Annotated in this window: 15 protein-coding genes; 13 read left to right on the top strand and 2 right to left on the bottom strand. The window is 71.6% G+C overall.

Features of this window, described 5'->3' with window-relative positions:
* The first annotated feature begins 5 nt into the window (after window positions 1-5).
* The 6 genes from FQY64_RS03055 to FQY64_RS03030 all read left to right on the top strand — a co-directional run bounded on the left by FQY64_RS03055 (window position 6) and on the right by FQY64_RS03030 (window position 9,444).
* Window positions 6-758: a helix-turn-helix domain-containing protein gene (locus FQY64_RS03055; protein ID WP_229814905.1), complete on the top strand. Its 753-nt coding sequence runs from the start codon at window positions 6-8 to the stop codon at window positions 756-758.
* 862 nt (window positions 759-1,620) lie between these two features.
* Entirely contained in the window at window positions 1,621-3,939 is a 2,319-nt protein-coding gene (locus FQY64_RS03050) for a nitric-oxide reductase large subunit (RefSeq protein WP_146472235.1), read from the top strand.
* Window positions 3,940-4,530: 591 nt separating this feature from the next.
* Window positions 4,531-5,757, top strand: coding sequence for an NnrS family protein (locus FQY64_RS03045; RefSeq protein WP_146472234.1), 1,227 nt, complete (start codon window positions 4,531-4,533; stop codon window positions 5,755-5,757).
* A gap of 4 nt (window positions 5,758-5,761) precedes the next feature.
* The gene (locus FQY64_RS03040) at window positions 5,762-6,163 is read left to right on the top strand and encodes a SirB2 family protein (RefSeq protein WP_146472233.1); all 402 of its coding nucleotides are present in this window, start codon (window positions 5,762-5,764) and stop codon (window positions 6,161-6,163) included.
* A 91-nt stretch (window positions 6,164-6,254) separates the two neighbouring features.
* A complete protein-coding gene (locus tag FQY64_RS03035) occupies window positions 6,255-8,246 on the top strand; it encodes a pyridoxal phosphate-dependent decarboxylase family protein (protein ID WP_146472232.1) in 1,992 nt (663 codons plus the stop codon).
* An 82-nt stretch (window positions 8,247-8,328) separates the two neighbouring features.
* Window positions 8,329-9,444: a GGDEF domain-containing protein gene (locus tag FQY64_RS03030; protein WP_146472231.1), complete on the top strand. Its 1,116-nt coding sequence runs from the start codon at window positions 8,329-8,331 to the stop codon at window positions 9,442-9,444.
* Window positions 9,445-9,482: 38 nt separating this feature from the next.
* Here FQY64_RS03030 and FQY64_RS03025 read toward each other — a convergent pair whose 3' ends face one another.
* Window positions 9,483-10,616, bottom strand: a complete 1,134-nt coding sequence (locus tag FQY64_RS03025) for an alginate export family protein (protein WP_229814906.1) — start codon at window positions 10,614-10,616, stop codon at window positions 9,483-9,485.
* Window positions 10,617-10,881: 265 nt separating this feature from the next.
* Here FQY64_RS03025 and nirK point away from each other — a divergent pair, with 265 nt between their 5' ends.
* The 4 genes from nirK to azu are packed head-to-tail and all read left to right on the top strand — an operon-like array spanning window position 10,882 to window position 14,324.
* Window positions 10,882-12,378, top strand: coding sequence for a copper-containing nitrite reductase (gene nirK / locus FQY64_RS03020; protein ID WP_229814907.1), 1,497 nt, complete (start codon window positions 10,882-10,884; stop codon window positions 12,376-12,378).
* Window positions 12,379-12,420: 42 nt separating this feature from the next.
* Complete coding sequence (locus FQY64_RS03015) at window positions 12,421-13,248, top strand: formylglycine-generating enzyme family protein (protein ID WP_244942400.1); 828 nt, start codon at window positions 12,421-12,423, stop codon at window positions 13,246-13,248.
* Complete coding sequence (locus FQY64_RS03010; RefSeq protein WP_146472227.1) at window positions 13,245-13,835, top strand: SCO family protein; 591 nt, start codon at window positions 13,245-13,247, stop codon at window positions 13,833-13,835. Before FQY64_RS03015 ends, FQY64_RS03010 begins: the two co-directional genes overlap by 4 nt.
* A 33-nt stretch (window positions 13,836-13,868) precedes the next feature.
* Window positions 13,869-14,324 (top strand): azurin, encoded by a 456-nt coding sequence (gene azu, locus FQY64_RS03005; RefSeq protein WP_146472226.1) that lies wholly within the window; start codon window positions 13,869-13,871, stop codon window positions 14,322-14,324.
* A 63-nt stretch (window positions 14,325-14,387) separates the two neighbouring features.
* On the opposite strand, the gene FQY64_RS03000 is transcribed toward azu, so the two are convergent.
* Window positions 14,388-15,629: an MgtC/SapB family protein gene (locus FQY64_RS03000; protein ID WP_146472225.1), complete on the bottom strand. Its 1,242-nt coding sequence runs from the start codon at window positions 15,627-15,629 to the stop codon at window positions 14,388-14,390.
* Window positions 15,630-15,814: 185 nt separating this feature from the next.
* Between FQY64_RS03000 and FQY64_RS02995 the strand changes: the two genes are divergently transcribed.
* From FQY64_RS02995 to FQY64_RS02985, 3 genes are all read left to right on the top strand, one after another.
* Window positions 15,815-16,588 (top strand): SDR family NAD(P)-dependent oxidoreductase, encoded by a 774-nt coding sequence (locus FQY64_RS02995; protein ID WP_146472224.1) that lies wholly within the window; start codon window positions 15,815-15,817, stop codon window positions 16,586-16,588.
* A 14-nt stretch (window positions 16,589-16,602) separates the two neighbouring features.
* The gene (locus FQY64_RS02990; RefSeq protein ID WP_146472223.1) at window positions 16,603-18,069 is read left to right on the top strand and encodes an MBL fold metallo-hydrolase RNA specificity domain-containing protein; all 1,467 of its coding nucleotides are present in this window, start codon (window positions 16,603-16,605) and stop codon (window positions 18,067-18,069) included.
* A 76-nt stretch (window positions 18,070-18,145) separates the two neighbouring features.
* Window positions 18,146-18,958 (top strand): universal stress protein, encoded by an 813-nt coding sequence (locus FQY64_RS02985; protein WP_146472222.1) that lies wholly within the window; start codon window positions 18,146-18,148, stop codon window positions 18,956-18,958.
* The last annotated feature ends 44 nt before the right edge of the window (window positions 18,959-19,002 follow it).

Genomic DNA, 19,002 nt, shown 5'->3' with positions numbered 1-19,002 from the left:
TCCCGGTGAACACCGCGGCCTTTCCGCGTACCGATGCGCGCACGCTGCCGGACGACGGCGATGCGCTGCATTTCTGCTCGACCTGCGCGTTCTCGCAGGCCTGCCTGTCGCAGGGCATGGACAAGTCGGCGCTGCGCGATCTGCACGTGCTGGTCGAACACGTCGGCCCGCTGCACGCCGGCGAGCACGTGTTCCGCGAGGGCGATCCGTTCGACGCGATCGCCGCGGTGCGCGCCGGCACGGTGAAGACCTACGTGATCGACAGCGAGGGGCGCGAGCACGTGCTCGGCTTCCACCTGCCGGGCGAGGTGATCGGGCTGAGCGCCATCGACAGCGAGCAGTACCCGTGCAATGCGGTGGCGCTGGATACGGTGATGCTGTGCCGGTTCTCGTTCCCCAAGATCGCGGTGCTGGCCGCGCGCGTGCCGGGGCTTCAGCAGCAACTGTTCCGCCTGCTCAGCCGCGACATCGGCCGCGCCGCCCTGCTGGCGGGCGACTGGTCGGCCGAGCAGCGGCTGGCCGCGTTCCTGATCGGCTTCTCGCGCCGGCTGGCCGCGCGCGGCTACTCGCCCACCCGCTTCCAGCTCACGATGGCGCGCACCGACATCGCCAACTACCTGCGGCTGGCGCCCGAGACCGTGAGCCGTGTGCTCAAGCGCCTGCAGCAGGAAGGGTTGCTGCGGGTGGACCGTCGCGAGATGGAGCTGCTCGACCGCGCCGCGCTCGAGGCCCTGGCCGCGCCGGTGCTGCGCGGCTGAGGCGTAGAGCCCTCGCTTCCAAAGCCCCCCCTTCCAAGGGTCGGGTGGGGATGGTGTTGAGGGCCGCCGCTGCGTCGGATTCCGTGCAACCCCCTCCCGGCCTCCCCCTGCATTCGCAGGGGGAGGAGAAAGCCCTCCCCTGTTTACAGGGGAGGGTTGGGTGGGGTTGCGTCGGTGACCCGCGGTGCGTCGGCTGCCGCGCAAACCCTCCCCACCTCCCCCTGCTCGCTACGCGAGCAAGGGGAGGAGTGGTCGCTGCAGGCCGGGAGCATGCGGCGGCTGCAATGCCGCAGGGACCACGCAACCCCCCCCGGCCTCCCCCTGCATTCGCAGGGGGAGGAGTAAAGCCCTCCCCTGTTTACAGGGGAGGGTTGGGTGGGGTTGCGTCGGTGACTCGCGGTGCGTCGGCTGCCGCGCACCTCCTCCCCACCTCCCCCTGCTCGCTACGCGAGCAAAGGGAGTGGTCGCTGTGGGCCGGGAGCATGCAGCGGCTGCAATCCGGCAGGGACCACGCAACCCCCTCCCGGCCTCCCCCTGCATTCGCAGGGGGAGGAGTAAAGCCCTCCCCTGTTTACAGGGGAGGGTTGGGTGGGGTTGCGTCGGTGACCCGCGGTGCGTCGGCTGCCGCGCACCCCCTCCCCACCTCCCCCTGCATTCGCAGGGGGAGGAGCAAAAGCGCCTGCCTTGTGCGCACGCCAGGAAACCGCGTCGCGCCGCGTTGCGTGCGACGCGACGGACACGCTGCATGGCCGCTTCCTTCACGACGCCGCGGTCAGCCTGCATCGAGCGTCAGGTTGATCTGGGTCAATGCGCCCGTACCGGCCGGACGCGCATGCTGGCCGCGATCCTGGGAGGAACCGTCATGGGTAATACGAGAAAGTTGTGGCTGGGCCTTGCGGCCCTGCTCATCGTCTCGTTCGGCGTGCTGCTGTGGGCCGGAGGAGAGATCTTCCGCGCCGCACCGCCCGTGCCCGAACGCGTGGTGAGCGAGAGCGGTCAGGTGATCTACACCCGCGCCGACATCGAGAAGGGCCGTCAGGTGTGGCAGTCGATCGGCGGCATGCAGCTCGGCTCGATCTGGGGGCACGGCGGCTACGTCGCGCCGGACTGGAGCGCCGACTGGCTGCACCGCGAGGCGCTCGGCGTGCTCGACATCTGGGCGCGGCAGGAGGGCGCGGCGAACTTCCATGCGCTCACGCCCGAGGAGCAGGGCATGCTGCAGGCGCGCCTGCAGCCGATGATGCGCAAGAACACTTACGATCCCGCGACCGGCACCATCACCCTGGACGAAGACCGGGTGGCGGCGATCTCCAACGTCGCCGCGCACTACGAGAGCCTGTTCGGCAACGACCCGGCCACCGCCTCGCTGCGCGAGGCCTACGCGATGAAGAACGACACGGTCCCCGCCGCCGACCACCGGCGCGCGCTGACCGCGTTCTTCTGGTGGACGGCGTGGGCGGCCACCACGGAACGCGGCGGCGCCGCCGGCGACACGCTCGCCCCGAGCCAGCCCGGCGTGGTGGACAAGCGCGTCACCTACACCAACAACTGGCCGAGCGAGCCGCTGGTGGGCAACACGCCGCCGCCGTCGCTGTGGGTGTGGTCGGCGTTCTCGGTGCTGTTCCTGCTGGCGGGCATCGGCCTGCTCGGCTGGCACCACGCGCGCACGCACCAGGAGGAGCACCACACCTTCCCGGCCAGCGATCCGCTGGCGACGCTGCGGGTGACGCCGTCGATGCGCGCCACCGCCAAGTACTTCTGGGTGGTGCTGGCGCTGTTCCTGGTGCAGATCCTGCTGGGCGCGATCACCGCGCACTACCAGGTCGAAGGCCAGGAGGCGTACGGCTTCGCGCTGTCGGAAGTGCTGCCCTACTCGATCACCCGCACCTGGCACACGCAACTGGCGGTGCTGTGGATCGCGGTGGCCTGGCTCGGCACCGGCCTGTACATCGCGCCGGCGCTCTCCGGGCACGAGCCGAAGTTCCAGCGTCTCGGGGTGAACTTCCTGTTCGTGTGTCTGCTGATCATCGTCGTCGGTTCCTTCGCCGGGCAGTGGATGGCGGTGATGCAGAAGCTGGGGCTGGAGAACAACTTCTGGTTCGGCCACCAGGGCTGGGAATACGCCGACATGGGCCGCTTCTGGCAGTGGTTCCTGTTCATCGGCCTGATCCTGTGGCTGACGCTGGTCGGCCGGGCGCTGTGGCCGGTGCTGCGCGGGCCCAAGAGCGACACCAAGTCGATCGTCGGGCTGATGTTCCTGTCCACCGTCGCCATCGGTCTGTTCTTCGCCTCGGCGCTGATGTGGGGCGAGCACACGCACATCAGCGAGGTGGAGTACTGGCGCTGGTGGCTGGTGCACCTGTGGGTGGAGGGCTTCTTCGAGGTGTTCGCCGCCGCGGTGATGTCGCTGATCTTCGTCCGGCTCGGCCTGATCCGCGCGCACACGGCGACGGTGGCGGTGCTGTTCGCCACGGTGATCTTCCTCGCCGGCGGCGTGCTGGGCACGCTGCACCACCTCTACTTCGTCGGCACGCCGACCGCGGTGGTGGCGCTGGGCGCGAGCTTCAGCGCGCTGGAAGTGGTGCCGCTGGCCTACATCGGCTTCGAGGCCTACCACACCTACAAGCTGGGCAAGGCGACGCCGTGGATGGTCCGCTACAAGTGGCCGATCCTGTTCTTCATCGCGGTGTCGTTCTGGAACCTGGTGGGCGCCGGCCTGTTCGGCTTCCTCATCAATCCGCCGCTGTCGCTGTACTTCATGCAGGGCCTGAATCTGACGCCGCTGCACGGCCACACCGCGCTGTTCGGCGTGTACGGCATGCTCGGCATCGCCCTGCTGCTGTTCAGCCTGCGCGGGCTGCGCGGCCAGATGCGCTGGGATACGCGGGCGCTGAAGATCTCGTTCTGGTCGTTCAACATCGGCCTGGGCCTGATGGCGCTGCTGACCCTGCTGCCGCTGGGCACGCTGCAGTTGCTGGCGGCGATCGAGCACGGCTACTGGTATGCGCGTTCGGCCGATTTCATGCAGAAGCCGATCGTCGACATGCTGGTGTGGCTGCGCGTGCCGGGGGACACGGTGTTCAGCATCGGCGCGCTCGCCCTGACCTGGTTCGTGTTCCGGCTCTGGGTGGCGCCGCGACGCGAGGAGGTCGGCGGCGGCGTGACCGAAACCGATCGCTGATCGCGTGCCGTCCTGCGAGCCCCGGCCTTGGCCGGGGCTCTTTTTTGTTCGGCAGGGTTGCGCCGGCGCCCCGCGGTGCGTCGGCTGCCGAGCACCCCCTCCCCACCTCCCCCTGCTCGCTACGCGGGCAAGGGGAGGAGTGGTCGCTGCGGGCCGGGAGCATGCTGCGGCTGCAATCCGGCAGGGACCACGCAACCCCCTCCCGGCCTCCCCCTGCATTCGCAGGGGGAGGAGAGCCCTCCCCTGTTTACAGGGGAGGGTTGGGTGGGGTTGCGTTGGTGACCCGCAGTGCGTCGGCTGCCGAGCAACCCCCTCCCCACCTCCCCCTGCTCGCTGCGCGAGCAAGGGGAGGAGTGCCTTGCGGCCTCCCCCTGCATTCGCAGGGGGAGGAGCCTACCCCCCTTCAAGGGGAGGGCTGGGTGGGGATGGTGTCGGCGAGGCCACCGCGCCTCGGATTCTGCGCAACCCCCTCCCGACCTCCCCCTGCATTCGTAGGGGAGGAGAGGAAAGCCCCCCCTGCGAAGACGCGCCGTCCGACGCGGCTGATCCAGATCAAGGTGCCCTGCACGCGCGATGCGGATACTGCGGCGCATGCAGACCGCCACGCCGCCTCGCCCGCTCTCGCCCCGCCTGCTCGCCGCCGCGCCTCACCGGCTGATGTTCTTCGTCGGCGCCAGCAACGTGCTGCTGGCGATGCTGTGGTGGTTCGGCTGGCTGGCCGCCGCGCGCGGCTGGATCGCGGGCTATCCGCAGCCGGAGCCTTACGCCGGCTGGCTGCATGCGTTCGTGATGCAGTACCAGATGCTGGCCAGCTTCATCTTCGGCTTCCTGCTGACCGTGTTCCCGCGCTGGATGGGACTGCCGGAACCGGACCGCTGGCGCTACGTGCCGGTCGGCGCCGGCCTGTTCGGCGGGCAGATCGTCACGCTGCTGGGCGCGCTGGGCTGGGACGCGGGCGTGCTGGTGGGCACCCTGATGACGCTGGCCGGCTGGCTGGCCGCGCTGTCGGCGCTGGCTCCGCTGCTGTGGCAGGAGCGCGGCGCGACCTGGCACGCGCGCGCCTGCTTCGGGGCGTTGTGGCTGGGGCTGATCGGGCTGGGCGGGTGGCTGGCGTTCCTGCTCGGGGCATCGCCGTCGTGGGCGTTCGCCGCGATCAAGATCGGCAGCTTCGGCTTCCTGCTGCCGATCTACTTCACCGTCGCCCACCGCATGTTCCCGTTCTTCGCCGGCAACGCGGTCCAGGGCTACACGATGTGGCGCCCGTTCTGGCTGCTGGGCGCGGTCCTCGCGCTTGCGCTCGCGCACCTGGGGCTGGAACTGGTGCACGGCTACGCCTGGCTGTGGCTGCCGGATCTGGGCCTGCTCGCGCTGACGCTGCTGGCGCTGGCGCGCTGGTGGCCGCGCGGGGCGGCCCCGGGCCTCCTGCGCGTGCTGTTCCTCGGCCTGCTGTGGCTGCCCGTGGCGTTCGCGCTGTACGCGGGGCAGAGCCTCGTCTACGCCGCCAGCGGCGCGTTCCTGCTCGGCCGCGCGCCGGCGCACGCGCTGTTCGTGGGCTTTTTCGGCAGCGTGCTGATCGCGATGGTCACCCGCGTCACCCAGGGCCACTCCGGCCGGCCGCTGGTGATGCCGAAGGTGGCGTGGTACGCGTTCTGGGCGATCCAGGGCGTGACGCTGATGCGTCTGGGCGCGGAGCTGGCGGACGACGGCATGACCTGGCAAGCGCTGTCCGCGGCCGGCTGGCTGGTGGCACTGGCGCCGTGGATCGTGCGGCTGGGGCGGATCTATCTGGCGCCGCGCGCCGACGGACGACCGGGATGAGGCGATGATCGAGTTCTATCCGCAGATCAAGAACGTCCACGTGCTCACCGTGCTGCTCAGCGGCGGCCTGTTCGCGCTGCGCGGGCTGGGCGTGCTGCTCGGCGCGCGCTGGCCGAACGCGGCGCCGGTGCGCTGGCTGAGCTACACCATCGACACCACCCTGCTGACCGCGGCGCTGATGCTGCTGACCATCCTGCCCGGCGCGATGTTCGCCAACGGCTGGCTGGCGGTGAAGCTGACGCTGCTGGTGGCTTACGTCGTGCTGGGGGCGATGGCGCTGCGCCGCGCCCGCACGCGCGCCGCGCGCGCCGGGTTCTACGTGGCCGCGCTGGTCACTTACGCGTACATGATCGGGGTGGCGCGCGCGCACCATCCGCTGGGCGTGTTCGCGCTGCTCGGGGCCTGAGCGCGGGTTGATCCGGATCAAGGCCGGCCCGCCTCGCGCGCCCTAGCCTGAGGCCATGACCCTCGGCCGGACGTTCCGGCCCGGAGCGCACATGGCCCTCTCGCCCCTTCCTCTCCCGCCGGCGGCCGAGGCCGCGGCGCGTCCGCCGTCGGCCGCCTTTCCGGACCCGGACACCGAACGGCGCACGCTGGACGCCTGCTTCCTCGGTCCGTACGGCGAGAACGACGGCCTGCTGGAGAAGCTGGTGGTCGAGTTCCTGCGCGACCACGTCTACTGGCGCCGCAACGTGCATCCGGACGACCCGCCGGCGATTCCCACCCGCGCCGCGCAGCATCCGGCCTACCAGACCTTCGAGGCGCGCATGCGTCACGAACTGCACCGCCTGTCGGCCGCGCTCAAGCGCTCGGTGCCGTTCCACAGCCCGCGCTACATCGGCCACATGGCGTCCGATCTGCTGCTGCCGGGGCTGGCCGCGCAGATGCTGACGCTGCCGTACAACCCGAACAACGTCTGCGAGGACGTCGCGCCGGTGACGGTGGATCTGGAGGTGCAGGTCGGCCTGCAGCTCGCGCGCATGCTCGGCTTCCCCGACGATCCGGCGCGCGAGGACTGCGCGTTCGGCCACCTCGCCTCCGGCGGCACCGCGGCCAACTACCAGGCGCTGCGGCTCGCGCTGGCGCTGAAGGCCTTCCCGGTGGCGCTGCACGCCGCCGGCGCGCCGGACATCGCCGCGCCCGCGGACGCGGTGCGGGCGTTCAACCTCGCGCCGGCGGAAGGCATCGCGCTGCTGACGCGCTGGCAGCGCTGGCTGGCCGCGCAGCCGGCCGACGAGCGCCGCCGCTGGCGGCGGCGGGTGCAGGCGCAACGCATCGAGACGCTCGGCCTCACCGCGTTCTTCGCGCGCCATCCCGCGCTGCGCGTGCCGCGCGTGCTGGCGCCGATCACCGCGCACTATTCCTGGAGCAAGGGCATCAAGCTGCTGGGCCTGGGCAGCGAACAACTGCATCTGCTGCCCGAACGCGGCATGCGGCTGGACGCCGACGCGCTCGACGCCGCGCTGGAGCGCTGCGCGCGCGAGCGCCAGCCGGTGCTGGCCGTGGTGGCCGTGCTCGGCACCACCGAGTACGGCACGATCGACCCGGTCGATCGCGCGGTGGCGGCGCGCGAGGCGATGGCCGCGCGCGGGCTGGGCTTCTCGGTGCACGTGGATGCCGCCTGGGGCGGCTATCTCGCCACCCTGTTCCGCAATCCCGACGGCAGCCTGCGCACGCGCGAGGAGATGCGCGCGGAGTACCGCGGTTTCCCGCAGCCGCACGTGCATGCCGCGTTCGCCGCCTTGGGCGGGGCCGATTCGGTCACCGTCGATCCGCACAAGCTCGGCTACCTGCCCTACGGCGCCGGCGCCTTCGTCTGCCGCGACCACCGCGCGATGGCGCTGCTGACCGAGGAGGCGGATTACGTGTTCGACGGCGGCGAGGACGCCGGCTACCTGGCGCGCTACCGGCATCTCGGCCGCTACGTGCTGGAAGGCTCCAAGGCGGGCGCGAGCGCGGCGGCGGTGTACGTCACCCATCGCGTGCTGCCGCTCGACCACACCGGCTTCGGCCTGCTGCCGCGGCAGACGGTGCTCGCCGCGGAGGCCTTCCACGAGGCCGCCCAGCGCTTCGCGCAGCGCATGGCCGGGCTCGTCAACGCGCGCGTGCCCTATCCGCCCGACAGCAATCTGGTGTGTCTGGCGCTCAACCCCGCCGGCAACCGCGACGTGGCGCAGACGAACGCGTTCGTGCGCGCGCTCGCCGCGCGGCTGCGCTGCGCGCCGGACCAGCCGGTGCAGTCGAGGCAGTTCTTCGGCACCACCACCACGTTGCGCCCCGAGGCGATCGGCGCGGCGGAGATGGAGCGGACCGCGCGCGCGCTCGGACTGGACCCTGCCACCTTCGGCGACCGCGACGGCGCCGACCGTCTGCTGATCCTGCGCCACACATTGATGAATCCCTACCTGCTCGACACCGGCAACGGAATCAGCTACATCGACCTCTACTTCGACCATCTGGCCACGTTGGTGCGCGAGGTGCTCGGGTGAGACCGGCCGGCGGCACACGCCCCGGACGGCCCGCGGCGCAGGGACGCGCGCCCCTCACCTTCGCGTACCGCGTGCCGATCGCATGGTCGCCCTGACCCGCCTGCCGCTCCCCCGCCTGCTGCACCGCTTCGACGCGTGGTGGTCCGGGCGCGTGTGGGTGCCGCGCATCCACCGCGCACAGCAGGGCCGGCTGATCCAGGAACGGGTGGCGACGCTGGCGCGGATGCTGGCGGCGCTGGTGGTGGGCTGGGTGCCGCTGGATCTGTACGCGCTGCAACGGGAAGAACTGATGCGGGTGCTGCCGCTGCGCCTGCTGCTGGCGGTGGCGCTGCTGGCGCTCGCCCGGTTCGCCACCCGCTTGTCGCCGGTGAATCTGGTGCGGCTGGTCCTGTGGGCGCAAGTCGCGGGATTCGGTGCGATGTCGATCGCGCTGGAGTCGATGCACGCCTCGGTGATGCATCTCAACTACACGCTCGCGCCGTTCCTGGTCGTCGCGCAACTGGCCGCGCTGCCGCTGCCGTGGATTCGCAGCCTGCGCGCCGCGCTGATTCCGGCCTGGCTGCTGGTGATTCCGCTGGCGTCCGCCGACATGGAGGCGGACCCGCCGTTCTGGCGCGGCGTGTGGCTGTACGGCACGATCGCGGCCATCGCCGCATGGGTCGGGCATTCCCAGTTGCGGTTGCTGGTCGACCTGCTCGGCGCGCGGCGCGACGCGTTGCACGATGCGCTCACCGGTCTTCCGAACCGCCGCGCCGCCGAAGCACGGCTGGCGGTCGAGCGCGCCCGCGCGCACCGCGGCGGCGCGCCGCTGTCGCTGCTGATGCTCGACATCGACCACTTCAAGCGCGTCAACGACCGCTGGGGCCACGCCGACGGCGACCGCGTGCTGGCGGCGGTGGCGCGCCTGCTCGCGCGCGAGGTGCGCGAGTGCGACCTCGCCGCGCGCTTCGGCGGCGAGGAGTTCCTGGTCGTGCTGCCCGACAGCGGACCGCGCGAGGCGCTGGACGTCGCCGAACGCATCCGCGCGCTCATCGAACGCACGCGGGTGGACGTGCCCAACGGCCGGATCGGCATCACGGTGAGCATCGGCGCGGCGACGCTGCGGTCGAACGAGGACGAGGCCACGCTGCTGGCGCGCGCCGATGCCGCGCTGTACCGCGCCAAGGCCGCCGGACGCAACCGCACCGAGGCGGGCTGAACGCTCGCGCCCGGGCGCCTGCCGATGCCGGATCCGCTCTACCGGCTCCACTCCAGTTGCAGCCAGAGCTTGCGCGTGTCGCGCGCGAAACCGTCGCTGCGGTAGTCGGCGATTTTCGCCAGACCCTTGACCTGTCTGCCGACCGGGAACGCCAGCGAGGCGTCCCACTCGCGTCCGTAACGGCCGCCGGCGTCGGCGCGGTAGTGGTGCCACGTCACCGCCCATTCCAGGCCGCGCGGCAGCTTGCCGCCGGCGCCGGCGTATACGTCCTCCAGCCCCCCCGGCGGCGTGGTGGTGAACTTGTCCGCCCAGCCGTTGAACGCGTGCAGCGTCGCCAGCGGCGTCTGCAGCGCGTGACGGCCGTTGCCCCCGAGATGCTCCCAGCCCGCGCGCCAGGCGATGCCGGCATGGGTGATCGACGGTTCGACCAGCCAGTAGCCGTGCGCGAAGTCGTCCGGGTTGCCGCCGTAGTCGCGCTGTTGCGCCGCTTCCACGGTCAGGCCCCAGCCCCTGCCTTCCGTCACGCGCCCGGCGTTCCAGCGCACGCCGTAGGTGGCGCTCGATGCGCGCGCGACGTCGCGGTCCTCGTGCAGGTAGGCATAGCCCACCCAGCGCTGGATGCCGCGTGTGTGCGCCACGTTGAGCAGATGCGTATCGAGCGCGCGCTCGCGCAGCAGCGGATCGCGCGCGCGATCGCCGTTGACGCGATGCGCGCGATCGAGCCAGGCGTAGCGCACCTGCCAGTCCTTCGCCGGCTTCAGTTCGATCTGCGCGGCATCGAAGGTCTGCTCGTTCTGGCGCCAGCCGACCGCGCCGATCCAGCGCTGGTTGTCGAGGTTGATGCGCTGGCGTCCGAGCGTCGCCGCCATCCGCGTCCCCTCCCAGCGCAGGAAGGCCTGGTTGATCTCGGCGCCTTCGGGATCGGCGATCGCGGGGTACTCGGCGCGGCCGTTGGCGGTGGTGTTGGCGCGGTCGTCGTCGGCGAGCACGCCCTCGCCTTCGAGGCGCACGCCGAAGCCGCGCGGCAGGCGCGCGTCGAACCCGGCGCGCAGGCGCAGCGTGGTGAGCGCGCCCTCGCGCGCGAAGGCCTCGTCGTCGACCTGTTCGTGGCGTGCGCGCAGGTTCCAGTCCCAGCGCAGTTCGGGGGGCGCGGCGTGCGCGACGGAGGTCACGAACGCGGCACAGGCGATGGCGATTGCACACGACCTCTGCGAAGTCATCACGGCGTCTCCGAATGGATGCGTCGCACTCTCGGCCGTGCAGGGACGCGCCGCCATGATCCAGATCAAACGTCCGCTTCCATCGCCACGGTCGGGGTTGATCCAGATCAAGGTGGCGGATGTCGCCGAAGCGCATGCTGGCTCCCGTCGAAGAACAAGACACCAACCCAACAGGGGGATTCCCATGCAAGCTGCAACCCGTGCTCTTGCCGTTGCCGTGGCGGTCGCTCTCGCGCTGGCGGGATGCGATCGCGGCCGCGATGCCGACGCCGACGATGCGAAGCCCGCCGGCACCGCGCAGTCGGACGACAGCGGCGGTTCGAAGAAGGGCGATTTCGGCCCGCCGCAGGGCGAGCCCATCAAGGCGGTGCTGACCGCGCCGCCGATGGTGCCGCCGCCGGTCAACCGCAACCATCCGGCCAAGGTGATCGTCGAGCTGGAAGTCGTCGAGAAGGAGATGCCGATCTCCGAAGGCGTGACCTACACCTTCTGGACCTTCGGCGGCACCGTGCCGGGCAGCTTCATCCGCGTGCGCCAGGGCGACACCGTCGAGTTCCACCTGAAGAACGCGCCGGACAGCAAGATGCCGCACAACATCGACCTGCACGGCGTCACCGGCCCCGGCGGCGGCGCGGCTTCCAGCTTCACGGCGCCCGGCCACAAGTCGCGCTTCACCTTCAAGGCGCTCAACGCCGGCCTGTACGTCTACCACTGCGCCACCGCGCCGGTCGGCATGCACGTGGCCAACGGCATGTACGGCCTGATCCTGGTCGAGCCGCCGGAAGGCATGCCCAAGGTCGATCGCGAGTACTACGTGATGCAGGGCGACTTCTACACCAAGGGCAAGTACCGCGAGAAAGGCCACCAGCCCTTCGACATGGAGAAGGCGATCGACGAGCACCCGACCTACGTGCTGTTCAACGGCGCCGAAGGCGCGCTGACCGGCGACAAGGCGCTCACCGCCAAGACCGGCGAGACGGTGCGCCTGTACGTCGGCAACGGCGGCCCCAACCTGGTGTCGAGCTTCCACGTGATCGGCGAGATCTTCGACAAGGTCTGGTTCGAGGGCGGCACCAAGTACCAGGAGAACGTGCAGACCACGCTGATCCCGGCCGGCGGCGCGGCGATGATGGACTTCCACCTCGAAGTACCGGGCAGCTACGTCCTGGTCGACCACTCGATCTTCCGCGCCTTCAACAAGGGCGCGCTGGCGATCCTCAAGGCGGACGGCCCCGAGCGGAAGGACATCTACTCCGGCAAGGAAGTCGACGAGGTGTATCTGGGCGACCGCGCGCAGGCCAACCTGCAGGCGGTGGCGACGGCGGCCGCCGCGGCCAAGACCGGCGCGCTGACCGTGCAGGACCAGATCGCCGCCGGCAAGGCGCTGTTCGCCGGCACCTGCTCCACCTGCCACCAGGCCAACGGCGAGGGCCTCGAGGGCGTGTTCCCGCCGCTGGCCAAGTCCGACTGGATCGCGAAGAACCCGAAGGGCGTGCCGACCGCGATCCTGCACGGCCTGCAGGGCAAGGTCGTGGTCAACGGCAAGGAGTACAACTCGGTGATGCCGCCGATGAACCAGCTCACCGACGACGAAGTGGCGAACATCTCCACCTTCGTGCTCAACAACTGGGGCAATCCGGGCGGCCGCGTGACCAAGGAGGAAGTCGCGCAGATCCGCGCCAGCAAGCCGGCCAACGCCTCCGAGGGCCACTGAGCGATGCCCCGGGCGACCGCCCTTCGCCGCAACGCGGGCCGGGTGCGCGACGCGCGCCCGGCCGTCGCGCGAGCCGCTGCCACGGCGCGGAAAGCGCTGGCGGCGCTGCTCGCGCTGGCGCTGCCGGCGGCGGGACTGGCCGGCGACAGCGGCGCGCGCTACGTGCGGCTGCCCGGCGGCACGTTCCGCTCGGCGCTGCAGTACGAGGACGTCAAGGGCGCGCCGGTGCGCATCGCGCCGTTCGAGCTGATGCAGCGGCCGGTGACGAACGCCGAATTCCTCGCCTTCGTCAGGCGTCGCCCCGAGTGGCAGCGCGGCCGGATCGCCAAGGTGTTCGCCGAGCAGCGCTACCTCTCGCACTGGGCCGGACCCACCACGCTCGGCCCGCGTGCGCTGCCGGACCAGCCGGTGACCTGGGTGAGCTGGTTCGCCGCCAACGCCTACTGCGAGGACCAGGGCGCGCGCCTGCCGACCTGGAACGAATGGGAATTCGCCGCCGCCGCCGACGAGCGCCGCACCGACGCGCGGCGCGATCCGGCCTGGCGCAGGCGCATCCTCGCCTGGTACGCGCGGCCTTCGAACGAAGTGCTGCCGCGCGCCGGGCTGCAACCGCCCAACGCCTGGGGCGTGCAGGACCTGCACGGCCTGGTGTGGGAATGGACCGACGACTACTCCGCCCTGCTGGTGTCCTCCGACAACCGCGAACAGGGCGACGCCGACAAGCTGCGCTTCTGCGGCGCCGGCGCGATCTCGATGGACGACCGCGAGAACTACGCGGTGCTGATGCGGGTCGCGATGCTGTCCGCACTCGACGGCGCCGACACCACCGCCAACCTCGGCTTCCGCTGCGCACGGGGTGCACGCGAATGAAGACGCTCCTCCGCCCGCTTCCGCTGCTGCTGGCCGCGTTCGCGTCCGTCGCGGTCGCGGCACCGCCGAGGAAGGCGGCCGCGCCGCTGCCGTCCGATTCGGTCTACCAGCTCACGCTTCCGCTCACCGACCAGGACGGCCGCCGCGCCGACTGGCGCACGCGTCGCGGCAAGCCGCAACTGGTGTCGATGTTCTACACCTCCTGCCAGTACATCTGCCCGCTGATCGTCGACTCGGCGCAGGCGATCGACCGCAACCTCACGCCGGCGCAGAAGCAGCGCCTGGGCGTGCTGCTGATCAGCATGGACCCGGGGCGCGACACGCCGGCCGCGCTGAAGGCGGTGGCTGCAAGGCGCAGGCTCGACACCGCGCGCTGGACGCTGGCCAGCCCGCCTCCGACCGAGGTGCGCGCGGTGGCCGGCGTGCTCGGCATCCGCTACCGCCCGCTCGCCGACGGCGAGTTCAACCACACCAGCGCGCTGGTGCTGCTCGATGCCGACGGCCGCGTGCTGGCGCGCACCGAGCGGATGGGCGCGCGTCCCGATCCGGACTTCATCGCCGCGGTGCGCCGCGCGACGACGCCCTGATTCCCCTCCTCCCACGTTTCCACGAGGTTGTTCATGAAACTCCCGCTCTCCCTCCTCGCCCTCGGGCTGCTGTTCGCCGCCGCCCAGGCGCAGGCCGCGCCGAACTGCACCGTCAAGCTCAAGGGCGACGATCGCATGCAGTTCGACCAGAAGACCGTCACCGTGTCGGCTTCGTGCAAGACCATCACGCTCGAGCTCGCGCACGTCGGCAAGCTGCCGGCGCAGGCGATGGGCCACAACGTCGTAGTCACGCGGACCGCGGACGTCTCCGCGGTGGCCGCGGCCGGCATGAAGGCCGGACTGCCGAACCAGTACGTGCCGAAGGGCGACGCCCGCGTGCTCGGCTTCACCTCGGTCATCGGCGGCGGCGCAACCACCCGCGCGACGATGCCCGGCGCCAAGCTGCAGGCCGGCGGCGACTACACGTTCTTCTGCTCCTTCCCCGGCCACTCGGGGATCATGAAGGGCAAGCTGGTCGTCACCAAGTAAGCGCCGCCCGCGCGCTGCAGGAGCGGCTGAAGCCGCTCCTGCAATGTCGGGCGCGTCGGGGTTTCAGGCGCCCAGCCACAGCGCGGCCGCGAACGCGGCCACCATCGCCGCCACGCCGGGCAGCACGCGCAGCGCATAGCCGCGCCCGCCGCTGGCCAGCGCCATCAACAGCTTCATCAGCGAATTGGTCGCCAGCGCGGCGAGCACGCCGGTGCCCGCATCGCTCACCGGTACGTGCCCGACCGCCACCAGTTGCGCCGCGGTGGCGGCGGCGGCGTGCACGTCGGCGAAGCCGGACAGCGCCAGCGTCCAGCCGAGCGCGGCATGGCCCCAGTACGCGAGCGCGGCGGCGGATGCCAGCATCACCGCGCTCAGCACCGCGACGAACATCAGCACGTAGCGCAGCTTGAACGCATGATCGGCGAGCACGCCGCCCTCCGGCGGCGGCCGATCGCGGCCGCGCCAGCCCGCGATCGCGGCGAACGCCAGCACCGCCAGCGCGGCGGCGAGCAGCGGTCCGGCCATCGACACGGTGAGCCGCGGCGAGAGCGCGCCGGTGATCAGCGCGAGCTGGATCACCGTGCTCAGGTTGGACACAACAGCCGCGCTGACGCACGCCGGCATGACCGCCGGCGTCGCCTTCGCACGCACCCCGAGCGCGGCGATGGTGGCCGTGCTGGAAACGAACCCGCCGGCGAATCCGGCGAACAGCAGCCCCCCGCGCGCGCCGAACAGCCGCAGCGCGACGTGGCCGCCGGCGTTGATGGCGATCACCAGCAGCACCAGCAGCCACAGGGCGCGCGGATTGAGCACGCCCCAGGGATCGATCGCGTCGTCGGGCAACAGCGGCAGGACGATCAGCGCGCCGGCCGCCAGCATCAACGCGTCGTGCAGCTCCTGTTCGCTCAGCACGCTGCGCGCGAAGCGGTGCAGTTGCGACTTCGCGGCCAGCAGCACCGCCACCGCCACGCCCAGCCCGCCCGCCAGCACCGGCTCGCGCATCGCCACCATGCCCAGCAGGAACACCACCAGCAGCGCGGTCTCGGTGGTCAGGCCGGGGTCGCGGGCGCGGGTCCAGAACCAGCTCGCGAGCGACGCGGCGGTGACGAACGCGCCGGCGACGGCCATCGCGACCGGCCCCAGCTCGTGCGCGACCGCCCCCAGCAACGCGGCCAGCGCGAACGTGCGCAGCCCGGCCACGCCGTGCGCGCGCTCGCGGCCCTTGCGACGCTCGCGGTCGACACCGACCAGCAGGCCGATGCCCAGCGCGACCAGGAACCCCTGCACGGTGTCGAAGAGCGGCATGGCGCGAGCTTGGAGCAGCCCCGCACGCCAGTAAATAGGCGTGCGACGGCGCCGGCACCGCGGCGGCGGGCGCGACGTGCGGGCGGTCGCAAACCCCGGCAGCCCGTCCACCGCGGTTTGATCCGGGTCAAGGCACCCTGCCCCGGTGCGGCGCAAGGTGGGGCCTCCGGATCGGGAGCGAAGCGATGAACCGCCTCAAGGACAAGGTCTGCATCGTCACCGGCGCAGCCGTCGGCATCGGCCGCGCCTGCGCGCTGCGGATGGCGGAGGAAGGCGCGCGGGTCGCGCTGTTCGATGTGCTCGACAGCGAGGGCCAGGCGCTGCTGCGCCAGTTGCAGGTGCAGGGCCACGAGTCGCGCTACTGGCACGTCGACGTCGCCTCCGAAAGCGAGGTGCAGCGTGCGATCGACGAGGCCGCCGCCTGGTTCGGCGGCCTCGACGTGCTGGTCAACAACGCCGGCATCGCCGGCATCAACAAACCCACCCACGAAGTGACCGTGGAGGAGTGGGACCGCGTGCAGGCGGTCAACGTCAAGGGCGTGTTCCTCTGCACCAAGCACGCGATCCCGCACCTGAAGCGCGCGGGCGGCGGCAGCATCGTCAATCTGTCGTCGATCTACGGTCTGGTCGGCGCGCCCGACGTGCCGCCGTATCACGCCTCCAAGGGCGCGGTGCGGCTGATGACCAAGACCGACGCGCTGATCTACGCGCCCGACCGTATCCGGGTGAACTCGATCCATCCCGGCTACATCCGCACGCCGATGGTCGAGCACCATCTGCAGTCCAGCGGCGCCACCGATCTCGAGCAGGCGCTGAAGGACCTGGGCAACCTGCATCCGCTCGGCCACATCGGCGAGCCGGACGACATCGCCTGGGGCGTGGTGTACCTGGCCTCGGACGAGTCGAAGTTCGTCACCGGCGCCGAGCTGGTGATCGACGGCGGCTACACCGCACGCTGAGCCGGAGAGCGCCCATGACCGACACCCCGACGCTGCGGTTCCTCGGTGCCGCAGGCACCGTCACCGGCTCGCGCTATCTGATCGATACCGGACGCCTGCGCGTGCTGGTCGATTGCGGCCTGTTCCAGGGCTACAAGCAGTTGCGCGAACGCAACCGGCAGCCGTTCCCGGTCGATCCGGCGACGATCGACGCGGTGCTGCTCACGCATGCGCACCTGGACCATTCCGGCTACCTGCCCGCGCTGGCGCGCGACGGTTTCCGCGGGCCGGTGTGGTGCACGTCGGGCACGCGCGAGCTGTGCGGCCTGCTGCTGCCCGACTCGGGCCGGCTGCTCGAGGAGGAAGCCGAGTTCGCACGGCGTCACGGCTATTCCCGCCATGCGCAGCCGCGTCCGCTGTACACCGAACGCGATGCGCGCGACGCCCTCGGACTGCTGCGCGACTGCGACTTCGACCGCACGCGCGAGCTGGCGCCGGGCATCCGCGCGAGCTTCCGGCCGGCCGGGCACATTCTCGGCGCGGCGCAGATCACGCTGGAGATCGACGGCGTCCGCGTGCACTTCAGCGGCGATCTCGGCCGCCCCGACGATGCGCTGATGCGCCCGCCGGCGCCCCGTCCCGATTGCGACGTGCTGGTGTGCGAATCGACCTACGGCGACCGCGCGCATGCGGCGGTCGATCCCGACCGCGAGCTGTCGGTCGCGGTGCGGCGGGTGATCGCGCGCGGCGGCGTGGTGGTGGTGCCGGCGTTCGCGGTCGGCCGCGCGCAGTCGCTGCTGCTGCATCTGGCCCGGCTGCGCCAGCGCGGCGAGCTGCCGGCGGTGCCGATCTTCCTCAACAGCCCGATGGCGGTGGACGCGACCGCGCTCTATCACCGCCACGGCGGCGAGCACCGGCTCGGCGAGGAGGAGTGCCGGCGCATGTACGAGACCGCGCACTTCGTGCACTCGGTCGAGGAGTCCAAGGCGCTGAACCGCCGCTCCGGGCCGATGATCATCATCTCCGCCAGCGGCATGGCCACCGGCGGGCGCGTGCTGCACCACATCGCCGCGTTCGGCCCGGATCCGCGCAACGCCATCCTGCTCAGCGGCTACCAGGCCGGCGGCACCCGCGGCGCTTCGCTGGCGGCGGGCGCGAAGACGCTGCGCATGTTCGGCCGCGACGTCCCGATCCGCGCCGAGGTGGTGCAGTTGCAGGGCTATTCGGCGCACGCCGACGCCGATGAACTGCTGGCGTGGATGCGCGAGGGCGGCAGCCGTCCGGCGGTCGCCTACGTCACCCACGGCGAGCCGAACGCGTCCGACACCCTGCGCCGCCGCATCCAGAACGAACTGGGATGGACCTGCCGCGTGCCCGAGCACCTGGAACAGGTGCGGCTCGACGCGCAGCGGCCCGCTGCGTCCGAGACCGCCGCTTCACCCGCGCGGAGCGAGGGTGCGCGGCATCGGACGGCGCCCGCGGCACGGTCGAGGCCGGCTTGACGCGGATCAATACCGGCCGCGCGCCACGGGATCACCATCCGGGCGCCGGCCTTCCGGCGCGAGAAGGAGCAGGGAAATGCGCGACGTACTCGTCCATGTGCTCGACCACACCCGCCGCGAGCCGGCGCTGACCTACGCCGCCGCGCTCGCGGCGCGCTGGCGCGCCACGCTGACCGCGGTGAACGTTCCGCCCGGCCTGCCGGTGCCGCCGATGTACGACGCCGCGTTCGCGCTGGTCGAATACGCCAGCGTGCAGGAGGAACTGGAACGCGCGCGCGCCGCCGGGCCGGACGTCCTCGCCTGGGCGTCGTCGCTCGGCGTGCCGCATCCGCGCTGGGTGGTCTCCAGCGGACTGCCCGCCAACGTGCTGCGCTACATGGGGCACTGGCACGACCTGCTGGTGCTCGGCGCCAACCCGGCCGAGCCGTGGGGAACGCCGGGCGGCCTGGCCGAGCTGGTGCTGACCGCCGGAGTGCCCTGCATCGTCGTTCCGGCCGACTGCACGGCCGACGACCCCAACTGCGAGCGGGTGGTCATCGCCTGGAACGGTTCGGCCGAAGCCATCCGCGCGCTGCACGACGCCCTGCCGCTGCTGGAGCGGGCGCGCCGCATCACCGTCGTCGCCGGGGAAGAACGCAAGCCCGACCGCCCGCTGCCGGACTTCGATCTGGCCGACTGGGCCGCGCGCCATCAGCTCGAGTACGAGCTCCGCCGGATCGCGGCCGATGCCGATCCCGCCCACGTCATCCTCTCGACCGCGTTCGCGGCGGAGGCCGATCTGATCGTGATGGGCGCTTATGGACGCACGCGTCTGGCCGAATGGATGCTCGGCGGCGTGACCCGCGAGCTGCTGCACCGCAGCCGCGTGCCGCTGTTCATGAGGCACTGAGCATGCGCTCGCCGACGCGGCCCCGGCGCGCGCGTCCCGCGATC

The sequence above is a fragment of the Vulcaniibacterium thermophilum genome (assembly GCF_007923255.1).
Classification (GTDB): domain Bacteria; phylum Pseudomonadota; class Gammaproteobacteria; order Xanthomonadales; family Xanthomonadaceae; genus Lysobacter_F; species Lysobacter_F thermophilum.
The sequence above is the reverse complement of the archived record's forward strand: the minus strand, read 5'-3'. Positions and strand labels throughout refer to the sequence as shown.

Bases quoted from the DNA above. Each gene is read 5' to 3' on its own strand.
- FQY64_RS03030 (WP_146472231.1), top strand. From the start codon at position 8,329: ATGGTCGCCCTGACCCGCCTGCCGCTCCCCCGCCTGCTGCACCGCTTC.
- FQY64_RS02995 (WP_146472224.1), top strand. From the start codon at position 15,815: ATGAACCGCCTCAAGGACAAGGTCTGCATCGTCACCGGCGCAGCCGTC.
- azu (WP_146472226.1), top strand. From the start codon at position 13,869: ATGAAACTCCCGCTCTCCCTCCTCGCCCTCGGGCTGCTGTTCGCCGCC.
- FQY64_RS03000 (WP_146472225.1), bottom strand. From the start codon at position 15,629: ATGCCGCTCTTCGACACCGTGCAGGGGTTCCTGGTCGCGCTGGGCATC.
- FQY64_RS03050 (WP_146472235.1), top strand. From the start codon at position 1,621: ATGGGTAATACGAGAAAGTTGTGGCTGGGCCTTGCGGCCCTGCTCATC.
- FQY64_RS03010 (WP_146472227.1), top strand. From the start codon at position 13,245: ATGAAGACGCTCCTCCGCCCGCTTCCGCTGCTGCTGGCCGCGTTCGCG.
- FQY64_RS02985 (WP_146472222.1), top strand. From the start codon at position 18,146: ATGCGCGACGTACTCGTCCATGTGCTCGACCACACCCGCCGCGAGCCG.
- FQY64_RS03035 (WP_146472232.1), top strand. From the start codon at position 6,255: ATGGCCCTCTCGCCCCTTCCTCTCCCGCCGGCGGCCGAGGCCGCGGCG.
- FQY64_RS03045 (WP_146472234.1), top strand. From the start codon at position 4,531: ATGCAGACCGCCACGCCGCCTCGCCCGCTCTCGCCCCGCCTGCTCGCC.
- FQY64_RS03040 (WP_146472233.1), top strand. From the start codon at position 5,762: ATGATCGAGTTCTATCCGCAGATCAAGAACGTCCACGTGCTCACCGTG.
- FQY64_RS02990 (WP_146472223.1), top strand. From the start codon at position 16,603: ATGACCGACACCCCGACGCTGCGGTTCCTCGGTGCCGCAGGCACCGTC.